General features: G+C 42.0%; 16 protein-coding genes and 1 tRNA gene. 11 read left to right on the forward strand and 6 right to left on the reverse strand.

What is annotated here, in order from left to right; all coding sequences use genetic code 11:
* Positions 1–50: 50 nt before the first annotated feature.
* The 3 genes from HXT51_RS06065 (at position 51) to ileS (ending at position 5,150) form a co-directional block, all read left to right on the forward strand.
* Positions 51–123: transfer RNA gene (locus HXT51_RS06065), tRNA-Arg, on the forward strand.
* A 210-nt stretch (positions 124–333) separates the two neighbouring features.
* Entirely contained in the window at positions 334–1,416 is a 1,083-nt protein-coding gene (locus HXT51_RS06070) for an Abi family protein (protein WP_421776840.1), read from the forward strand.
* Between the two features lie 335 nt (positions 1,417–1,751).
* A complete protein-coding gene (ileS, locus tag HXT51_RS06075; protein ID WP_421776431.1) occupies positions 1,752–5,150 on the forward strand; it encodes a mupirocin-resistant isoleucine--tRNA ligase in 3,399 nt (1,132 codons plus the stop codon).
* Positions 5,151–5,253: 103 nt separating this feature from the next.
* On the opposite strand, the gene HXT51_RS06080 is transcribed toward ileS, so the two are convergent.
* Both HXT51_RS06080 and HXT51_RS06085 read right to left on the reverse strand, forming a co-directional pair.
* Positions 5,254–5,457 (reverse strand): hypothetical protein, encoded by a 204-nt coding sequence (locus tag HXT51_RS06080; protein ID WP_415683395.1) that lies wholly within the window; start codon positions 5,455–5,457, stop codon positions 5,254–5,256.
* Positions 5,435–5,710, reverse strand: coding sequence for a BrnT family toxin (locus HXT51_RS06085; protein WP_103084736.1), 276 nt, complete (start codon positions 5,708–5,710; stop codon positions 5,435–5,437). Before HXT51_RS06085 ends, HXT51_RS06080 begins: the two co-directional genes overlap by 23 nt.
* A gap of 549 nt (positions 5,711–6,259) precedes the next feature.
* Between HXT51_RS06085 and HXT51_RS06090 the strand changes: the two genes are divergently transcribed.
* From HXT51_RS06090 to murI, 6 genes are all read left to right on the forward strand, one after another.
* Entirely contained in the window at positions 6,260–6,427 is a 168-nt protein-coding gene (locus tag HXT51_RS06090; RefSeq protein WP_421776432.1) for a hypothetical protein, read from the forward strand.
* A gap of 382 nt (positions 6,428–6,809) precedes the next feature.
* Complete coding sequence (locus HXT51_RS06095) at positions 6,810–7,739, forward strand: ABC transporter permease (RefSeq protein WP_421776433.1); 930 nt, start codon at positions 6,810–6,812, stop codon at positions 7,737–7,739.
* On the forward strand, positions 7,736–8,974 hold the full coding sequence (locus HXT51_RS06100; RefSeq protein WP_421776434.1) for an ABC transporter permease: 1,239 nt from the start codon (positions 7,736–7,738) through the stop codon (positions 8,972–8,974). Before HXT51_RS06095 ends, HXT51_RS06100 begins: the two co-directional genes overlap by 4 nt.
* Before the next feature lie 170 nt (positions 8,975–9,144).
* Positions 9,145–10,851 (forward strand): ABC transporter substrate-binding protein, encoded by a 1,707-nt coding sequence (locus HXT51_RS06105; protein WP_421776435.1) that lies wholly within the window; start codon positions 9,145–9,147, stop codon positions 10,849–10,851.
* Between the two features lie 6 nt (positions 10,852–10,857).
* Positions 10,858–12,531 (forward strand): nickel ABC transporter ATP-binding protein NikE, encoded by a 1,674-nt coding sequence (nikE, locus tag HXT51_RS06110; RefSeq protein WP_415706005.1) that lies wholly within the window; start codon positions 10,858–10,860, stop codon positions 12,529–12,531.
* Positions 12,532–12,580: 49 nt separating this feature from the next.
* Positions 12,581–13,354 carry a glutamate racemase gene (murI, locus tag HXT51_RS06115; protein WP_415706007.1) on the forward strand — a complete coding sequence of 258 codons (774 nt, stop codon included), beginning with the start codon at positions 12,581–12,583 and terminating at the stop codon, positions 13,352–13,354.
* Between the two features lie 569 nt (positions 13,355–13,923).
* Here the strand turns inward: murI and HXT51_RS06120 are convergent.
* Positions 13,924–14,901: a PHP domain-containing protein gene (locus HXT51_RS06120; protein ID WP_421776436.1), complete on the reverse strand. Its 978-nt coding sequence runs from the start codon at positions 14,899–14,901 to the stop codon at positions 13,924–13,926.
* A gap of 76 nt (positions 14,902–14,977) precedes the next feature.
* Here HXT51_RS06120 and HXT51_RS06125 point away from each other — a divergent pair, with 76 nt between their 5' ends.
* A complete protein-coding gene (locus HXT51_RS06125) occupies positions 14,978–15,628 on the forward strand; it encodes a vitamin K epoxide reductase family protein (RefSeq protein WP_103084743.1) in 651 nt (216 codons plus the stop codon).
* Positions 15,629–15,667: 39 nt separating this feature from the next.
* On the opposite strand, the gene HXT51_RS06130 is transcribed toward HXT51_RS06125, so the two are convergent.
* Together HXT51_RS06130 and HXT51_RS06135 are read right to left on the reverse strand one after the other, a co-directional pair.
* Positions 15,668–15,892 carry a DUF3107 domain-containing protein gene (locus HXT51_RS06130; protein WP_103084744.1) on the reverse strand — a complete coding sequence of 75 codons (225 nt, stop codon included), beginning with the start codon at positions 15,890–15,892 and terminating at the stop codon, positions 15,668–15,670.
* Positions 15,893–15,938: 46 nt separating this feature from the next.
* The gene (locus HXT51_RS06135; protein ID WP_421776841.1) at positions 15,939–17,642 is read right to left on the reverse strand and encodes a phosphotransferase; all 1,704 of its coding nucleotides are present in this window, start codon (positions 17,640–17,642) and stop codon (positions 15,939–15,941) included.
* A gap of 291 nt (positions 17,643–17,933) precedes the next feature.
* Here HXT51_RS06135 and HXT51_RS06140 point away from each other — a divergent pair, with 291 nt between their 5' ends.
* Positions 17,934–19,574, forward strand: a complete 1,641-nt coding sequence (locus HXT51_RS06140) for an ATP-dependent helicase (RefSeq protein ID WP_421776437.1) — start codon at positions 17,934–17,936, stop codon at positions 19,572–19,574.
* Positions 19,575–19,639: 65 nt separating this feature from the next.
* On the opposite strand, the gene HXT51_RS06145 is transcribed toward HXT51_RS06140, so the two are convergent.
* Positions 19,640–21,451, reverse strand: coding sequence for a zinc-dependent metalloprotease (locus HXT51_RS06145; RefSeq protein WP_421776438.1), 1,812 nt, complete (start codon positions 21,449–21,451; stop codon positions 19,640–19,642).
* Positions 21,452–21,470: the final 19 nt, after the last annotated feature.

Below are 21,470 nucleotides of genomic sequence, written 5' to 3' on the forward strand. Positions count from 1 at the left end.
TGCGTGCGCGTGTTTCGTTTTGCGTGTTGCGCGCTGCAATCAACTACACTGCCTCGGTAGCTCAGTGGATAGAGCACCACTCTCCTAAAGTGGGTGTCGTCAGTTCGATTCTGATCCGGGGCACTTTTATGTGTGGATGTTGTGCAGCTTATATTTGTGCAATGGTGTTGTGTGCTATATGTAGTTTGCTTATTTTTTTTTTGTTGACAAACATTAGTTTCTTTTGTATAATCGAAGTGTGATGAAGCCAGGCAGTGTCTGGTTCGCAAAGAGCCAATCAAGTAATTGATTGGCTCTTTGTGCATCTAATAGCGGGGGAAATTGGTGGGGATTATGGTGATTTATAAGCCTTTTACTACTATCAAGCAACAAATAGAATTGCTTAAGTCTAGAAGAGTAGTGTTTGATGATGAGTTTAAAGCTATGGAAATACTTGAAAGAGAAAGTTACTATAGCGTTATAAATGGGTATAAAAATCCATTTCTTGAGTCAAACAATTCGAATGAATATGTTCAAGGAACAAAGTTTGAGCACATTTATTATCTTTTTAAATTTGATCGCGAACTTCGCAGTATTATCTTTGCGGCTACAACTAGAGCAGAAGCATTATTAAAATCATCATGTTCGTATTGTTTTAGTCAGATACACAATAATGAAGTTAATGCTTATCTTAATGAAACTAATTATGAAGATCCAGAGGGATCACTTACTTTAATTAATACATTTGCTCGAATCATCGAAAATAATACATCAAATAATCAAAAATTAAATCCAGGGAAAGAATATATACGCCATTGTGTTGATATTCATGATGGTCAAGTTCCATTATGGGTTTTGTCTAATGATTTGACTTTAGGGCAGATATTCTGGTTTTATCAAAAGCAAACTGATCTCGTGAGAGGTTTGGTTGCTAAGGAATATACTGAACTTTATAATTCTTCACACTGCTCTCAAAAAGATATTACGTCAATAAAAATTGATTCTACTTATAGAAGAATTAAAGAGTTTAGAAATATTTGTGCTCACGATGAACGTTTGTATTGTGCTAGACCACATAGTTCTAATGCAACAGTATTTCAGCTTATTAAAGATTTCGACATACTATTAGAAACTAGCTATTATCTAGAGTTTTTAGAGAAGATTGAGAAATTATTAAGTGCGCTTTGTGTTGAAGCGCCAAATTGTTCTAAAAATGTCATTGAATGCATTGGAATGTCGAGTATTTGCGAATTTTATGATTGGAAAAATAAAATTAAAGAAAATATTACCTTGAATAGTAACTTGCCTGTTCCCAACGAAGCAACGCTTAAAGCTATGAATCACGCTAATCAAATTATGAATGGCAAAATTTCTGAAGACGGCATTGTTTTTAGCAATGCTAAGGAAGCTAAGGCATTTTTGGATAATATGTCATGAAAATGTAATGAAATTATTCGTGAGTCGCGAAATACTTCCTAATGTTAGGGGATAGTGTTAGATTGTTTCTAACTTAAGCGATGATCCGTTATCGGCGGGGAGTTTTCGGAAGAACGGCGAGGATTCGTAAGATTCTCGCTTATTAGAACCGACGGGGTTGGCCCGTATAGCCAAACACGAGAGGCTATGAGAATAGTTAGATTGCGTTACGTACTTAAGTTTTGTAACTTGCGTATTTGAGTTACGTAATCATCTTGTAGCAAGCGAGGTGGTACCGCGGCAGTAACTGTCGTCCTCGCAGGGAAATATTCACCCTGTTGAGCGAGGAGATCACAGTGAGCGAATCCACTAGTCCATCAGAAGAGTCGTGCGCAAATAACGTATACCCAAAGGTAAGTGTTTCAGCATCAGCGCAAGAAACTGCCGGCGCGCAAGTTGCACCAAATCCTTCCTTCCCAAAGCTTGAAGAATCAGTTCTCCAGTACTGGGATGCAAACAACACTTTCCGCAAGTCAATCGAATACCGTCCGTCTGGCAAAGGAAGCCAGAACGAGTTCGTGTTCTTCGACGGCCCTCCATTCGCAAACGGTCTTCCTCACTACGGCCACTTGCTAACAGGCTACGCAAAAGATGTTGTTCCGCGCTATCAGACTATGCGAGGCCGCAAAGTAAACCGCGTTTTTGGTTGGGACACTCACGGACTTCCAGCAGAGTTGGAAGCGCAGAAGGAACTCGGCATCGAGTCGGTTGATCAAATCGAAAAAATGGGCATCGCAAAGTTCAACGATGCTTGTCGTGCTAGCGTTTTGAAGTACACGAACGAGTGGCAAAACTACGTACATCGTCAGGCTCGCTGGGTTGATTTCGAGCGCGGCTACAAAACTCTGAACATTCCATACATGGAATCCGTAATGTGGGCATTTAAGCAGCTTTACGATAAGGGCTTGGCTTACAAGGGTTACCGCGTGCTTCCGTATTGCCCAAAGGATCAGACTCCGCTTAGCGCCCACGAGCTTCGCATGGACGCGGACGTTTACCAAAACCGCCAGGATACCACTGTTTCCGTTGCTGTTAAGCTTCGCGATGAAGACGATGCTTACGCAGTATTCTGGACCACTACTCCTTGGACAGTTCCAACCAACTTCGCAATCGTAGTCGGCGCAGACATCGACTACGTGGAAGTTCGTCCAACTGAAGGCAAGTTTGCTGGAAAGAAGTTCTACATCGGTAAGCCTTTGCTCGGCTCCTACACTAAGGAACTTGGCGAAAACTACGAAGTTGTGCGCGAACTTAAGGGCGCTGATATGGCAGGCTGGCGCTACTACCCAGTATTCCCATACTTTGCAAGCGAATCTGCGCTCGCAGAGGGTGGCACTCCTGGTCCTAACGCTTTTACGATTTTCACAGCAGATTATGTTGACACCGCTGAAGGTACTGGTCTCGTTCACCAGGCTCCTTACGGCGAGGACGATATGAACACGCTTAACGCGCACGAAATTCGCAGCGTTGACGTGCTCGACGCAGGCTGCAAGTTTACAAGCGACTGCCCAGATTACGAAGGCTTGTACGTTTTCGACGCGAACTTGCCAATTTTGCGCAACTTGCGTGCAGGAGATGGTCCGCTCGCTCAAATGCCAGAAGATCAGCGCGCGTTGCTATTCCAAGAAAAAAGCTATGTGCACAGCTATCCTCACTGCTGGCGTTGCGCAACTCCGCTTATTTACAAGCCTGTTTCTAGCTGGTTTGTGTCTGTTACAAAGATTAAGGAGCGTTTGCTTGAGCTTAATCAGGAGATCAATTGGATTCCTGGAAATGTTAAGGATGGCCAGTTTGGTAAGTGGCTTTCTAACGCTCGCGACTGGTCGATTAGCCGTAATCGCTTCTGGGGCTCGCCAATCCCAGTGTGGGTGAGTGACGATCCAAAGTATCCTCGCGTAGACGTGTACGGTTCGTTGGAAGAACTTAAGGCTGATTTTGGCGACTATCCGCGCGACGACGACGGCAATGTGAATATGCACCGCCCGTATATCGATCGCCTTACTCGTCCAAATCCAGACGATCCTACTGGAAAGTCGCAAATGCACCGTATTACGGATGTTCTCGACTGCTGGTTTGAGTCCGGTTCCATGCCTTTCGCGCAGTTCCATTATCCGTTTGAAAATAAGGAATTCTTCGAAGAGCACTTCCCATGCGATTACATCGTTGAATACATTGGTCAGACTCGCGGCTGGTTCTACACGCTTCACATTATGGCTACGGCTCTATTCGATCGCCCAGCTTATAAGAACGTGATTTGCCACGGAATCGTGCTTGGTTCCGACGGTCAGAAGATGAGTAAGCATTTGCGCAATTACCCGGATGTGAACGGCGTTTTCAACGAGTACGGTTCGGATGCAATGCGTTGGTTCCTTATGTCTTCGCCAATTTTGCGCGGTGGCAATTTGATTGTGACTGCAGACGGCATTAGGGATACTGTTCGTCAAGTTATGCTTCCAGTTTGGAGCTCATACTACTTCTTCACGCTGTATGCGAATGCTGCAAACGGCGGTAAGGGTTACGATGCTCGTCGCCTTCGCGCGGATGAGGTTGCAGGACTTTGCAACATGGATCGCTACTTGCTTGCTCGCACGCGTTTACTTGTTGAGCGCGTAGAAAAATGCTTGAACGAGTTTGCGATTAGCGATGCTTGCACGGCAGTAAGCGATTTTATTGACGTGCTTACAAATTGGTATATTCGCGGCAGCCGTGACCGTTTCTGGAATGAAGATGAGACTGCTTTTAACACGCTTTACACTGTGTTGGAAGTGTTTATGCGCACGATTGCTCCTCTTGCTCCTATGGAAGCGGAGGCTGTGTGGCGTGGTCTTACCGGCGGCGAATCCGTGCATTTGGCTGATTGGCCTTATTTGGTTGAGCCTGAGACTCTTTCGGATGGTGAGAAGAATCCTAAGGCTGGCGAAGTAACCGAACTTGGCGCTGTTCTTGCGCACGATGATGCTTTGGTTGCTGCTATGGATAAGGTGCGCGAGGTTGTGTCTTCTACGCTTTCTTTGCGTAAGGCTGAACAGTTGCGTGTGCGCCAGCCGTTAGCAAACTTGACGGTTGTTGCGGAAAATACTGCTGCTGTAGAGCCTTATGAGCAGGTGCTTGAGCGCGAGCTTAACGTGAAGAATGTTACATTCTGCACTTTGCAAGATGCAAGCTCTCACGGTTTGAAGATTGTTCACGAGCTTAAGGTGAACGCGCGCGCGGCTGGTCCTCGTTTGGGTAAGCAAGTTCAGTTTGCTATTAAGTCTTCTAAGAGTGGCGATTGGCGAGTTGACGAGTCTGGCGCTCCTGTTGTTCAGACTCCAAACGGCGAAGTTGCGCTTGTTGAAGGCGAATATGAGCTTGTGAATCGAGTTGAGTCTTCGGATGCTCAAGCGGCTCAAAATACGGCTTCTGCTGCAATGCCAACTGGCGGTTTCGTTATGCTTGACACTGCTTTGACTAGCGATTTGCTTGCTGAAGGTTACGCTCGCGATGCTATTCGCGCTGTTCAGGATGCTCGCAAGGAGAACGGTTTGGATATTAGCGACCGAATCGCTTTGACTTTGAGCGTGCCAGCTTCGGACGTTGCTAAAGTTGAGCAGTTCCGTGATTTGATTGCTAACGAAACTCTTGCTACAAGCTTAGACGTTACTGAGGCTGATTCTAGCGCAACTGAGCTTAGCGTAACTCTTAAGCGCGCGTAGTTTAAGCATTAAGCAAATTTTAGATAACTAATAACTAAACAAAAAACGTGCCGTTGTATGATTCAATACGTCGGCACATTTTGTTTTTATTTCTTTTATTTGACTACCGTGTTGTAGCTACTCTAAAGAATTTCATTATTCTCAATATCCATTCAGGCATAATAAAAGTGACGTGCTTTTGTTCATTTGAGTGGTTCTCTATAATTGGATGCTCCAAATCAAAGTACTCAAGCACGTCTTCGCCGTTATCGAATTTTCTATCAATTTCTTTTCCGCTTATTTCTTTACTTTTTGTGGTGTTTTTCATAATATTGTTCCTCCTTCTTTCGTGATCTTCTTACAGAAATAATACGAATTCGATTATTCCTTTTTGTTATTACTACAGTCCAATGTTTGCTGCCTATCTTTCCAAAAACTAAATAGCGAGAGTTGTCGTTTCCTGAATTTTTGGATTCTAATGTAATTGTCGTATTCTCCCAAAGTAATTGGGCTTTTTTGAAGCTGATACCATGTTTAGCTAAATTTTTTAAGCTTTTTGCAGGATCGTACTCAAAATTCATACTCACCTTCTATCATCTAGTTTAACGTAAAATAGCATCAATTGAAACTATTTTTAATGATTGTTGTTTTGTATTAAGTATCGTAAATGCTTTAAGTCGGCTTTCCTATATTTTTTATTCAATGTGGTCAGAAGTTCAGCGCTCTCGCATTGAGTCGCTTTTCGCGCTACGCCTAAGCGAAAAGCGAGGCTTATGTGGTGCCGTTTTATTTGAGTGTGGTTGAACTAATTGGCGTATTACGCCTAGGAGTGCTTGTGGTTGGGCGCGCTGACACTGAAAGCGCACTGTGCTTTCAGCATTGAGTCAGCGCTCTCGCATCGGTTTGCTTGAAGCGCGCAATGCAGCTTCAAGCAAGACGATGCGACACGCTACTTAAGTAAACAAAACTAAGAACCCACTCTTGCTTTTGTTTACTTATCAACCCCATAAGTAAACAAAACCAAGCAACCCTTCTTGGTTTTGTTTACCGACACGCGCTCTAAGTACACAAAATCAAGAACCTCATCCCGATTTTGTTTACTTAGTGTGTGTGCGTGTCGAAAGTTTAGTGTGCTTAACGCTCGCGCTGGTAACGCGCTCGCTACTGAGCTTGCGTTGAAAGTCCACTGGACTTTCAACCCTAAGCAAGCTCAGCGAATCGAAGTGATTTCTCGCGCATTATGCAGCTCGAAGTCGTCGATTCGCAAATCAGCCGAACGGCTATGCCGTGAGGAATAAGTCCACTGGAGTTTCCACATTGTGCAAGCGCTTTCGCATTGAGTCGCTTTTCGCGCTACGCCTAAGCGAAAAGCGAGGCTTATGTGGTGCCGTTTTATTTGAGTGTGGTTGAACTAATTGGCGTATTACGCCTAGGAGTGCTTGTGGTTGGGCGCGCTGACACTGAAAGCGCACTGTGCTTTCAGCATTGAGTCAGCGCTCTCGCATCGGTTTGCTTGAAGCGCGCAATGCAGCTTCAAGCAAGACGATGCGACACCCCGTTTTCTATGGGTTCCTATAATGTCGATAAGACAACAATACAAATTTTTACTCGATTTGTATTTTGCGTTAATTTATATTGCATTATATTCAAAAGAAAGTGCAGGTGACGAAATGAGTAAAGATGAGAAGGGTCGGTGTATTTCGTTCACGCTATAAGCGTGATTCATCTAGCGTCACCGTTCCTACTGGGAATAATTCTGGCATGATTGCAGGAAGTATAATTATTGCAATCTTCGTGATTTTGGCAATTTTCGCCGATGCTTTTACTGCAATCACTGGCAATAATCCTTATGATGAGCATCCAGAATATTTAGATCTTAATTCTGTTCCAAAAGGCTTTGGTGGAATTAGTTTCCAGCATTGGTTTGGTGTTACGCCACTTCGTGGTCTTGATATTTTTGCAATTGTGGCTCATGGCGCGCGCGTATCACTTGGAATTGGCGTCGCTTCTACCATAATATCGCTATTTCTTGGCATCATAATCGGCATGATTGCAGGGTATTTCAGTGGTTTTGCTGATGCTTTGCTTTCGCGCACAATGGACGTGTTCTTCGGATTCCCGTTCTTGATTTTTGCGATTGCTTTATCTGCTGTTGTGCCACAAGATTTTCCGCGTCCACTTCTGCTAATACTTGTTTTAGGATTTTTTGGTTGGCCAAGTATTGCGCGTTTAGTTCGTGCTCAAACTCTTACGCTTAAATCCCGCAATTTTGCAGTTGCATCTCGCGTAATGGGAGCCGGTACGTGGCATGTTCTTCGTGAACAAATAATGCCAAATATGATGCCGTTGTTGCTCGTAAATATAACGTTCCTTATTCCTGGACGAATTGGAGCTGAAGCTGCGTTGTCTTTCCTTGGCGTTGGTATGAATCCGCCTTCGCCTTCGTGGGGTCGCGCTATTGCAGAAGCTGTGCAATGGGTGTTAGTTGACCCATGGTATTTACTTTTTCCTGGAATTGCACTGTTCTTGCTAACTTTCGGTTTTAATCTTGTTGGTGACGGTTTGGCCAGTGCTCTTCAGCCTCGCTCTAAAAAGGCGGCGACGGCATGAGATATAAGGAAAATATTAGTAATAGCGATACGAAAAATAGTAATAGCAGTACAAAAAATATTAGCGATAAGCAGAATGTAAATAATACGCAGAAGAAAAATATGCAACAAAATATTAGTAATAACAGCAATAATGAATCCGCCCAAAACTCGCGAGTTATTAGTAAAACCGTAGATTTTCTTACGTTTTTAATAAAGCGTTCAGCAAGCGCGGTACTTGTTTTAACACTAATTGCAGTTGTATTATTCCTTATTTTCTTTATGCTTCCAGCGAATCCTGCGCAACTCGCTTGCGGAAAGCCGTGCACTCCTGAACGTTTGGCTCGAGTTTCCGCATTTATGGGCACGGACGCGCCTTGGTATGAGCAGCTTGGAAACTATATTCGTGGCATATTTTTTGGACGAGAATTTGGAACTAATTATGCATCCTCAGGAATTTCTGCAGCTGGTGCCGCTGGTGCCGCCGCCGGTTCTGCCGCTAGTGCCGCCGGTGCTGCAATTATCTGCTCGTCTCCATGCTTAGGTTGGTCATTCACGCTTAACGAACCAGTCACAGATCTTATTATGAGTCGTTTCGCTGTGACAGCTTCTTTGGCGATTGGCGCTGCATTACTTTGGGTAATTATTGGTGTAGTAACCGGAGTGATTTCTGCTTCTAAAGAAGGATCGCTTTTTGACCGTGCGTTTAGAGCGCTTTCGTCAATTGGGATTTCGTCTCCTGCTTACCTGATTGGTATGCTTGCGATACTTGCTTTTGCAGTGTATTTGCCGATTTTCCCTACAGGCGGTTATGTGAATTTTTCGGATAATCCTTTAGGTTGGCTGCAGCATTTGCTGCTTCCGTGGATTGTTTTGGAGCTTCTTAACGCCGCTTATTATACGCGACTTACTCGTGCTCATATGCTTGACGAGTTGCAACAGGATTATATGCGCACTGCATTGGCTAAGGGTATGCCGCGAACGAAAGTTATAACTCGTCACGCTCTGCCTAACGTAATGCTTCCTGTGCTAACAATGTTTGGCTTGGATTTAGGCGGTTTGCTTGGCGGTGCTGTGATTACTGAGAGAGTTTTCTCTATGCAAGGTTTGGGTTCGCTACTTCTTGATTCTGTTAAAAATCTTGATTTGCAAGTGCTGGTTGGTGTGACGCTTTTTGCGGCTGCGCTTGTGATTGTTGCGAATCTTATTGTTGACATCTGTTATCGCTTCGTCGATCCTCGTGCCGCAGTCTGTTAGTGCTTTTCGAGTGCAATTGTTAGTGGGCGAGTCCTAAGCGTTTGCGTTTGCTTGATGCTGATCGTGTCAGCTCGCTCACTTTTTCTCAAGTTAAAACGTTAAATAGCGTATGCGCGAGTTTTAAAGAATTAAATTTTAAATAGAAATATTAAAGAAATAAGGGGATTATTATGTTCATTTTCAAAAATACGATTTCAAAGAAAATTCTTGCTTCAACAGCAGCTTTTTCGCTACTTACAATTTCACTACTTTCGCTTTCAGCTTGCACAAATTACAACTCGGGAAAAACCAGTATTACGAACGCTTCCGTTCTAAATTCTAATCCTAAAAAAGGCGGAACTCTTACAATATTTACGTCAAATACGAATATGAATTTCGATCCAGCTCGCAGTCAGGGTTTGCCAATTACGTCAAATAATTTCATCTTCCGCGCGCTTACTACTTGGAAAGTAAATCCGGATTTAAGCAAGCAAACGCGCGTAGTTCCAGATTTGGCAACGGATACTGGCACAACAAGTGACGGTGGAAAAACTTGGAAATACACTCTTAAAAAGGGTGTTAAGTATGAAGATGGAACCGAAATTACTTCGCACGATATTAAATTTGGCATTGAGCGCTCGTTTGCAGATTCGTTAAGCGGTGGTTTTGGATATCACAAAACTCTTCTTGTTGGAGCTGAAAACTATAGAGGACCATTCGACGGAAAGTCGCTTGATTCGATTGAAACTCCAGATAATCAAACGATTATTTTCCATTTGAAAGCACCTTTTGCAGATTGGCCGTGGGTGACATCTTTGGCTGCATTCGTGCCGGTTCCAACTAGTTCAGGCGATGCTCAGACATATAGTAAAAAGCCTAAATCTTCAGGGCCATACAGGATTGTGCAAAACGAAGTTGGAAAGCAAGTTGTAATGCAACGCAATAAGTATTGGGATCCTAAGCTTGACAGCACTCGCACAGCTGCTACAGATGAAATCGTGTGGAAACTTGGTTCGGATACTAATGTTTCAGCTCAGTCTATGATTCAAGGAAATACGGATACAAAAGCCGCATTTTTGGCTGATTTTGTGCCGCCTGCTCAGCTTGCACAAGCTCAAGCGCATCCTCAATCTCGCAAGTTGCTGACTACTAGTAGTGATGGTGCTCTTGAATATTTGGCTATTAATACGCGCAGAATAACGGATATCAATATTCGAAAGGCGATTCAGTATTCTGTTGATAAGCAGTCATATCGCACTGCGAAGGGCGGCGAAATTGCTGGAGGTTTTGCTACTACGCTTATTACGCCTGGTATTTCTGGCCGAAAGCAGTTTAATTTGTATTCTGAAGATCCTCGCGGAAACGTTGATAAAGCTAAACAACTGTTGAAAAAATCGGGTAAAACTGATATTAAGTTGAGCCTTATTGCGCGTCCGGATCAAACGCAAGTGGCGTCTTCTGTGCAATCAAGCTTAAAGCGAGCTGGTATTAAAGTGACGATTAAAACCGTTGACGCAGTAAACTTCACGGACGCAATTACGTCAAATTCCGGAGATTACGATTTGGCTTTGGCTTCGTGGCAGCCTGATTTTCCTTCTGCTTTTGCCAATTTGGGACCGCTTTTTGATTCTTCGCAAATTGGCGGCGGTAACTGGAATATTTCTCGTTATTCTAATCCTAAAGTAGATTCTTTAATTCGCGAAGCTGTGCAAACTGTTGACGAGAATTCGGCGCATAAGCTGTGGCAAAAGGCGGATCGCGCTATTATGGAAGATTCGCCTGTTGTGCCGCTTATTTACTCGCATAACACGTTTATTCATGGAAGCAGTGTTGAGAATTTCTACATCGGAAGTTTTCCTGCTTACCCTAATTATGCAGCTGTGTCTTTGAATAGGTGATTGAAGATGACGAATTTGGATGCGCAAGCTTCAGATGCGCGTAAAAAAATTGTTATAAGCGTTGAAGATTTGTCGGTTTCGATTGACGGTAGGCAAATTACGCACAACGTTTCTATGCAATTGCGCGCCGGAATGGTTTCTGCGTTAGTAGGCGAGTCCGGTTCTGGAAAGTCGCTTACTGCGCTTGCGCTTATGGGATTGCTTGATAATAATGCGCGTGTTGAAGGTAATGCGGCGCTTTTTAACGCTTCGGATTCTAACGAATCTTTTATAAATTTGCTTAGCGAAGATGCACCTTATGAGCATATTCGCGGTGGCATGATTGGCATGATTTTTCAGGAGCCGTCCAGTGCGTTTAATCCTGTGAAAACAATCGGCAAGCAAATAGAAGAAGCGCTAATATATCATCCTGAAAAAGCAGGAAAACTTAGCCAAAGAGAGCGTAAGAAGCGTGTAATTTCGCAGCTCCTCGAGGTTGAGTTGAGTGATGCTGAGCGCGTGTACCGTTCTTATCCGCATGAGCTTTCTGGCGGCCAACTCCAGCGTGCGATGATTGCGATGGCTTTAATAAATCGTCCACAAGTTTTGATTGCAGACGAGCCTACAACAGCACTCGACATCACAACGCAACGAGATATTTTACGTCTTATACGTAATTTATCGGAGAAATTACAGCTTGCTGTGCTAATTATTACGCACGATATGAGTGTTGTGCGCGCGCTCGCGGATGAAATGCATGTAATGCAAGGCGGAAATATTGTGGAATATGGCGAAGTTCAGCATATTTTTGCGAATCCTAAGCACGAATATACGCGCACTTTGCTAGATTCTGTTCCGAAATTTGATATGCAATATGCTTCAAGCGGTGATTCTTACGAAAGTATAGAAGAAGTAGCGAAAGCGATTGCTAAGAATATTTCTAATAATATTGCTGAAAATATTTCTGAATCTACAGAATCTGAATCTCCAGAATCTGGATCTCCAGTAGTTGAAGTTCAAGGCGTAAGCGTGAAGTATTCGCATGCTCGTTTTAGCAAAGATTCCAATAAGCTTGCTCTAACTAACGCAAACTTGCGCATTAACTCTGGCTCTACACTAGCTTTAGTTGGGGAGTCTGGAGCTGGAAAAACCACTATTGCAAAGCTTATTTCTGGGCAAATCAAACCAAATTCGGGATTAGTGCTACTTAATGGAGAAAACTTAAACAGATTAAACAGTAAAGCTCGCCGCCAAGCATTATCGCGAATTGGATACGTTTTTCAAGATTCAGGTTCCGCACTAAATCCGCGTAAAACCATTGGCTGGAGTATTGCAGAACCATTACTTTTACACACGAATCTTGATGCCAATGAGCGTTTAGAGCGCGTTGAAGAAATGCTTAATCAAGTACAAGTGCCAGTTGAATTCGCAAGCCGTTTTCCTCACGAGCTTTCCGGAGGTCAAAGACAGCGCGTAGGTATTGCGCGAGCGTTGATTTTACAGCCTTCTCTGCTTATTGCGGATGAGCCAACTTCTGCGCTTGACGTAACAGTGCAACGTCGTGTACTTAACTTATTACATGATTTGCAACAAAAATACTGTTACGCATGCTTGTTTATTACTCATGATGTTGGCGTTGTGCAAGAAGTTGCTAGCGAAGTTGCCATAATTAGAAATGGCAGCGTTCAATATATTTCGTAGTATGTTGAGGCTCGCCATTACGATTGTGAACTGTCTTAGGAGGTAGTGTATGTCTTCGTCGGCAGCAATTGGTGTGTTTGATTCTGGATTAGGTGGGATATCTGTTGCTCGCGAAATAAGATCCGCTATGCCAAATGAGCATATACTTTATTTCGGCGACTCTGCAAACGCGCCATACGGCATTAAAACTCCTGAAGAAGTTAAAAAGCTGAGCTTTGCAATCGTTGAGCGATTCGTTAACCTAAATGTAAAAGCAGTTGTGATTGCCTGCAACACAGCCACTTCTGCGGCTGTGAAAGATTTGCGAGCGCACTACGACATACCAATCATAGGTATGGAGCCAGCTTTGAAATTAGCTTGCGATTTAGGCAAAGGCGAGCCTCAACGCGTAATCGTAGCAGCAACTGAGCTAACTCTTCGCGAGCGCAAGTTTGCGGATTTACTACAACGCTTTTCTCAAAACAACACGATTTTCTCTAGGCCTTGCCCGGATTTAGTGCGGATTGTTGAGCAAGGGGAGCTTAGTAATCGCGATATAGTTTTTGCAGCTCTTCATAAATATTTTGATGATTACGATTTAGAGTCTATTGATTCGGTTGTACTTGGGTGTACGCATTTTATTTTTTATCGCGATTATTTTCGCGAATTTTTGCCTTCTAATGTTAACATCGTTGATGGCAATGCTGGGACTATTAATCATTTGCGCGAAGTGTTGTTTGAGCGCTCAGAGCTTGCTCCTCAAACAGAAATTGGCAGCATAACTCTTTCAAATTCCGATACCAGCAATCGCATAAGCGTTTTGTCTAAAACTTTGCTTAACTAGTTCGTTAGCAAATCTGCTATTCTCTGCTATTTTTTAATTCTGGCGTGAGACAAGGATTACTAGCGTGACGACCTGCTTGAGTGCAGCATTGCGCGCTTTAATCTCCTTTCTATTGTTGCTATTTTTAATTCTGGCGTGAGACAAGTAATCCTTATCACTCACTAGTATCTGGTGAATCGAAGGAGCTTTAAGCGCGCAATTCCACTAATTAGGCAGAGATTTGAGATTTTTCGCAGTGAACGAGGCGAGCCTCAGCGTCGCTAGATGGTGACTCGCCGAGAGAGCAAGAAAAATCGAAAAATCTCGGTGATTAGCCGAAGATTAAAAGACCAAACATGCCAAGAGCTGTCGAAGTTTCTCTTAGAGCAATGTAAAAATCTTGCGATGAGAGAAACTCCGAGAGCTCAGCAACATTGCATAGGAAACCTGTACCTCACGAGAGCGTAACGTCTGCGAGACAAGCAACCCTTATTCCTCACAGCAAGAGTCACCGCCAGAGTCACAGTCAAAAATGGCAAAAATTAGCGAAAATTCTGCAAAAAATAGGAGGATGCTTTTATTAGCTAGAGCTAGAGCTTATATCCTAGCTTGAGTATTTTGTTTACTGTCTCACGCCCTGTTAATTCCTCCCCGAGGAGGTTCGGCTTGCCATCTCCATGCCAATCAGATCCTCCGGTAACAAGCAGATTGTAATCTTTAGCTATTTTTAATAATCTTTGCCTTTGCGTTAAAGAATTTCCGCGGTGATAAACTTCTAATCCGTTTAATCCAGAGTGAGCATAGGAAATAATTTGATCGTCTGAAAGCAAAATAGAATTGCGACTATAGTCTGCAGGATGAGCAATCACACTTACGCCGCCAGCATGTTTAACAGCTTCAATAACTTCATAAACATTCGGGGATGGAGTTGGAATGTAGTATGGTCCATGAGGAGAAATCGGTCCAGCGAAAGCTTGAGATCGCGTTTCAAAAATTCCAGCAGCAACAAGAGCGTCTGCAATATGAGGGCGTCCAATTGTAGTAAGCTCGCCGTAACTAGCTTGAGCTAAAACGTCCTCCCAAGTAATCGGATAATCTTTTGACATTCTCTCAACCATTGCGCGCGTGCGATCTATGCGTCGTTTTCTAGTAGTCGCGAACATTTTTGTCACAAGATTATCTTCGGGATTATATTGATAAGCTAACATGTGTACTGAAATTCCGTGATCTTCGGCTGTAATTTCAGAACCGTATAAAACTGGCATATTCTCTTTAGATGCAGCTTTTTGAAAATCATCCCACCCTGATGTTGTGTCGTGATCTGTAATGGCAACGCCTTCGATATTAAGTTTTTTGGCGATTTTTATTAAATCTTGGGGAGTTTTAGTGCCGTCGGAATACGTTGTGTGGCAGTGCAAGTCCCAGCCGCTTATATGTGAATGAATTAATGAATCATAGTGTAAACTTGTATTATACGAAAACGTATTTTTATAATCGCATTCGTTGTCGTTTATGGATTCACAGCAATGCTTTTTAGTAGATTCGTTATCGTTACCGTTTACAGTCATACAACTATCGTAAACTGTGCTATGTAACGCACTTTGCGAAAAGTTACGTAATCTTTAAAAACGCGTAGGAGTAATTATGCAACAATCAGATATTGCACAAAAAAATAACGAAGCCGAGTTTAAAGGTTGGCGTAATTCGCATATATGGACTTACGGCGTTATGCTTGCTGTTTCAGCATTAGCGTTACTAACTTCATTTGTTCTTTCGTCTGAAACGCTAGCTTTGGCTCGCGCTCCACATTCTCAATTAAGCTGCGATGTTAACGCTGTAGTGTCTTGTTCAAAAGTTGCTCAAACATGGCAGGCGGAATTCATACGATTCGGTGAATTAAGTTTCCCTAACTCATTCTTTGGAATAGCTGCAGAGAGCATTTTTGTAACGATTGCAATAATCGGATTAGCGCGAATGAAATTCCCTAAATGGCTTGCAGCTGCCTCGTGGGCATGTGGATTGTGCGCTTTGCTTTACGCTTATTGGCTGTTTTCGCAATCGTTATTCGTAATTAAAATCATATGCCCGTGGTGCTTAGTTTTAATGCTTTGCACAACAATACAATTCATGGCGCTTTCTCACGCTACTACTTGTTTGCAAGGAGTAGGATTGAAAGCTATGCCATGGATTAAAACGTATTATCGTTTGAATTACGATATTATGGTTGATGCTTTGTGGATTGCTGCTTTAATCACTTTGATTTTAGCAACGCATGGCAGTGATATTTTCGCGTGACAATTAGCAAAATATATTGAATAAATCAAAATATTTTGCTTAATTTAGAGCGCCAAATCCTACTGTGTGCTTTGGTTTGTCTCCGATAATTGCGTAAGATAGTGATTCTTTTGGCATAATAATCTTACGATTGTTTATATCAGTGAGTTCAATCATAGAATTTTCATTGGTATTTGCTATTGCTTCACGAACTTCGTCTGCGCTTTGTTTAGTTTCAAAATCAATGGAATCAGAAACGTATTTCACTCCGAGCACTACTTGCATAATAATCTCCTATTGTGTGTTTATTTAAAGTTATTTTATCAGCATATTAATTATCTAAATCTGCTCTAGCGTCGCGCATCGCACGTTCTTCTCGTTCAAGTAACGGGATAGCAATAGTAGCAGGAGCGTCATATGAATCAGCTTTAGTTTGATCAGCTTCAGAGTTGTCAGTCTTAGTGCTGTCAGATTTAGTTTCAGTAGCTTTAGCTTTAGTAGTTTTAGTTTCAGTAGCTTTAGTGGCCGTAGCGTCGTCAGCTCTAGTTTCAGTATCTTCAGCGTTGTCAGCCGCATCGCCGCTAGTTTCATAAGCTTGAGTAGCTTTAGTAGCTTTAGCATCTTTAGCATCTTTAGTGGCTTTAGCAGCCGTAGAGTCGTCAGCGCTGTTTTCGTTAACTTCGTTAGATTCTTCTTTATTATTTATGCTATTTATAACTTGTGTTTCAATAGCATCAAAAGTCCCAGATTTCGCACTTGTAGAAGACGTAGTTTCATTAGTGTCATCATTTAATTGAACAGTATGCTCATTAGTAGGATCTTTGACTTGAGCGCCTCTATCGAGTGTGACATCGCTTTCCGCGGTAACATCTGTAGATGCGTCTGTGACTATTTGAGTATCAGAAGATGCTTTAAGATTTGCCCCGGTAGCTGGTTTTCTTTCAGAAGAACGAGTGTCATCGCTTAGTAAATCACCAACTGTAAGAGTAGAAGGCTTAACACTATTAGCTCTAGCATTTTTAGCTGCTTTAGAGCCATTAATGCGATTAAGCTCATGCGCAAGACGTTCAACTTGTGCTTTAAATCGCATTATTCCAATATTATCCGCATTTTGTAATGCTTGAATAAAATCTCCGACTTGTTCCATCTGCAGCCATAAATTAGCGCGTAGCATAATAAGGCTATCTAAATGCGATCCGCGCATGCGTCCGTATGAGGAAAGTAATGCATCTCGCTTTTGCTCATTTAACTTTGCGAAAATCCAAGCTAAATCGCGTGCAGGATCATTTATTTGCATACTTTGCCAATTAGTAATAGCGCTAATAGTGGAACCAGAAAATAGCAAATCTCCATCTGAGAATCCGCCGTGAACTGGGCAAGTATCAAATGCCCATAATCCTTCTGTTTCAAGTACTCGTGACCAGCTATCTGTGATTTCTGTAGGTATGTGTCCGGCAGAACGTAAACGCTTAATCCAACCAGTAAGCTGTGCTCTAATATTCCCAGTCGTAAATGCTGGGTATTTTGCTCTTTGCAAAAAAGTAGGACGGAGCCTGTGAATCGCACCTAAAGCTGTGCCAACATTCATGCAATCATCAGTAGTTAGAAGATTAAGTTCTCTAGCAGTTCCGCGAAGGTGTGAGCAGATTAATACAGTTGGATTATCGTCTTTCAAAGGCTTATATTCGCCGTATGTAGCACCTTGCATAACAGACGAATTTAAGTTTGCTTGAGAATCAGAAGATTTCTTTTCAGCGTCGTTGCTTTCATTTGATGGGCGTAATGCTCCAGGATAAAAATTAAGCATCTCATCATGAGCAAAACCAAGTCCTGCTAAGCCTTTTGTTTGTTGTAATGACCATGCTGCTCTTGCGCGATCGCGTAATCTTACACGGCCTTTCATCTCGCTACTGACAAATATGTCGTAAAGCTTGCCTGAAACGTCTTGTATAACTGCATGAGAGATTCCCGCAGAGGCATCAGTGGCATTTGCCTGCTCGCTTTGGCGGGTTCCAGCGAACTGTACTTCTGGCATGACCGATGAGGCCAATGCTGCTAACTTGAATCTGCTTAACTGTGTCACACTCCCACAGTAATACAAAGTAACGAAATGCGACAGTTTTCCCAAGTATTGTTTTTTGTTTTCCAAGTATTGTTTTGCGTCAATCGCGATTGTTTTGTATTAGTAGCGAACAGAATTGCTTTTAGTCGCGAACAGAATTGCTTCAATCTGCAAACAGAATGTCTTTTTAGCTATTAACAAAACTTCTGACCACATATGCAATAAAAATTTTTATATGGCTAGAATTACTGTCACAATAGAAGTATGAGTTTTATAGATACTCCTGAAGCATTATTGCAAGGTTTGGACGATAAGCAGCGCGAAGCGGCAATGTCATTGCATGGTCCTGTGAGAATTATTGCATGCGCTGGAGCTGGTAAAACTCGTACTATTACTAGAAGAATCGCATACGCTTGCGCTAAACATGAGTGGGATCCTAAAGGCGTATTAGCTGTTACTTTTTCTGTAAAAGCTGCTAAAGAGATGAAAGATAGGCTAGATAGTTTAGGCGTGTGTGCTGGAGCTAGGGTTTCTACTTTTCATTCTGCAGCATTGCAACAAACTCGTAGTGTTTGGCAAGACGTTTGTTCTGCTCCTTTTCCTAACATAATCGATGATCCTAGAAATATCGTTCGAATGGCTGCATCTCAATGTGAAGGATTATCTGATATTCCTGCTTCGTATGTTAGAGATATTATTGCGGAAATTAATTGGGCTAAAGTATCTCTTATAGCTCCTAAAGACTATGAAAAAGTTTGTGCAGCAACACATCGCAAGCCTCCAGCAGGATTGGAAGTAGAACAGTTTATTGAAATGTATGAGGCCTATGAGCGCGAGAAGAATTCTCATAATTTTATAGACTTCAATGATTTATTGCTGCTTACTTGCCATATTATTAACGCGTTTCCTCAAGCTGCAAGTAAAATACGTAAATCTATTAAATGGCTTACTGTTGATGAGTATCAGGATGTTTCCCCATTGCAACATGAGCTTTTGAAATTATGGTTGGGTGAAAATAGGAACGTTTGCGTAGTTGGAGATCCTGCACAGACTATTTATTCATTCGCTGGAGCTAGTAGTTATGATTTGCTGCAATTTACTCAAGAATTTGCTCCTATTAGTGCAGATATTAGTTTAGACACGGATTATCGTTCTACAGAGCGCATTATTGGTTTAGCAAATCGCGTACTTTCGGCTTCTCCTTATCGCAAAGATTATGTGAAAATGCGTGCATTAACTAAAGGTGGTCAAAGAGTTTCTAAAAAAATGTTTCTCACAGATAAGGATGAAGCTTTAGCTGTTGCACAAGATATTATGAGCATGGTCCGCAATCATAAGGTTGTGCCAAGTGATTGCGCTGTATTAACTAGGACTAATGCTCAGCAAGATATTATTTGCAAGATGTTATGCAATATTGGCTTGCGCGTTAAAGTTCGTAACGATATGAGTGTTCAACGAACTGTGTTAGATGAAGCAATGCCATCTGAAAATAGTGCGAATGAAAGCGTATCGAATACTTCTACAGATTTAAAAGTTGGTTCAAATTCGGTTTTAGCGTCTTCGGTTTTAGCGTCTTCTGAAATTCAAGATAAGCCTTTGAAAGTTTCTGATTTGATGCGCGATATTCCTCATAGTGAAGAATCGCGTATGCTTGTTCCGGTTAATGTTTCTACGATTCATGCCTCTAAAGGTCTTGAATTTAAACATGTTTTTATTATCGGATGTTCAGAAGGTCTTATACCTTTTGGAAACGAGTCTTCTCTTGATGACGATAATCTCGAAGAAGAGCGGCGATTAATGTATGTTGCAATTACGCGTGCTGAAAAAACACTGCAACTTTCATACGCTTTGCGCAGGGAAGTTGCATCAGGAGCAACACGGCACCCTAGCAGATTCTTAGGCTAAAACATTCTTAGGCTAGCAGATTTTTAGTCTAGTAGATTCTTAGGCTAAAAATTATTTAGCTTTAATTATTCATCTTTTTTAGAGCTGTTATTTGTGCCATCGTCTGTAGCGCTATCGTCTGTAGCGTCACCGTCTGTATTGTCAGTTCCGTTATCTGTAGTGTTATCTGTACTATCGCTATCTTTGCTTGGATTGCTACTACCGTCTTCATTGTAGTTGGAATCATCAAGTAACTTAGCTAATTCATCATCCCAATTTATTGAATCAATTTTTTCGCTATCGCTACTATTTAAGCCATTTAAGCCATCGAAAGAAGTATTGCTGCTATTAGAAGACTTAGAATCCGCAGTATTTTCTACAGATTTTGCTTCTTTAGAATCGCTACTATTCTTAGCGTCACTTGTATTCTTAGTATCACTACTATCCTTGGCGTCGCTATTATTTTTAGCGTCACCAGTATTTTCAGTATCTTTAGTATTTTCAATATCTTTAATATCTTCGATACTCTCAATATTTTCAATACTTTCAAGATTCTTACTATTTCCAGATTTATTAGAAGAAGAATTATCTTCAGGAAGAGAAGGCAATAAATCAGGATGCGACCATAAAGAATCCCTTTCTTCAATGCCTTTTTCGCGTGTAATATTCTCCCACAAATCTGCAGCTTCACGCATGCGCTTTGGACGCAAATGTAATCCAAGTAGAGCTTCAAACGTAACTTCAGCAGGTCCGCCGGCAGCGCGCTCGCGACGAGTCATTTCGCGCAATTGATCTATATGAGGAATATGCGCCATTCCAGCTCGCCAAGTAACGCAATCCACCCAGCCTTCAGTTAAAGCAAGTAAAGTTTCCAAACTTTCTAAAGCGTGTTTTTGATCTTCTGAATCACTAAGACCAACTTTAGAAAGATTAATCGCTCCACTGATAGATTCAGGATTCATAGCGTCAACGCTACGCAATTGTTCTTCCATAGCATCCAAATCAATATTGATAGAATTTGAATACTTGATAATTAGAGATTCAAATCGTGGCATAAGCCATGGTACTGATGCAAATAATCTAGCGTGAGCCAATTCTCTTAACGCGAGATAATTCATCACTTCAGTTGTTTCTAAATTCCAAACTTTAGCGTAATCAATGCAATTATAAGGAATTAATCCTCCAGCAGGATTCTTTAATAAAGCAAGACCTTGATCAAAACTTCCATGAACTTCATGAGATAACGCTCCTGCAGCAGATCCTAATTGCATTGCAAAACTTGTGTTAGCTAACAATTTCATAAGCTGAACTGGATTATTCATACCTTCAGGCAGTGGAATAGGAACAACGCCAGCAAATAATCCTGAAATTTCAGCATTATCTACATCGCCAAATCTTTCTGCAATAACAGAAGTAAAAGCATCGCTCATAGAACGAGCAACAGGATTAGCGAATTTAATCCAAGAATCAATAGTGTCTTCAACCCAAGCTTCACGCGAAAGAATCTCAGGAGTTCCAGGAGCTGGATTGAAATTAGTTGTTATATCAAGCCATAAATTTGCTTGACTTATAGATCTACGCGCTGAATCTGCAATATTTGCATTAACTGAGCCATTATCTCCAGTTGCTTGTTGCAAAGCCAATGATTGCGCTAGTTTGACGTTAATAGGGCCTTTTTCAAGAGTATCGCTCATTTGTGCAGGAGAGTTCAATCCTCCCATAGCAAAAGCTTGCATCATTGTGCGAACTTCTTCAGGGCTTGGTAGCTTATCTGCATCCTGATTCATAAGTTGTTCGCGCACTTCAAAAGGAAGCTGATTTAACTGTTGCCATGCTTCTTCACCTTGAACAGGGCCGAAGCATTTAATTAGCCATTGATGTACTGCTTCTTCATTCATAATGCGTGTCCCTTATTTC

Source organism: Gardnerella sp. KA00255 (assembly GCF_049244095.1).
GTDB classification, from domain to species: domain Bacteria; phylum Actinomycetota; class Actinomycetes; order Actinomycetales; family Bifidobacteriaceae; genus Bifidobacterium; species Bifidobacterium vaginale_F.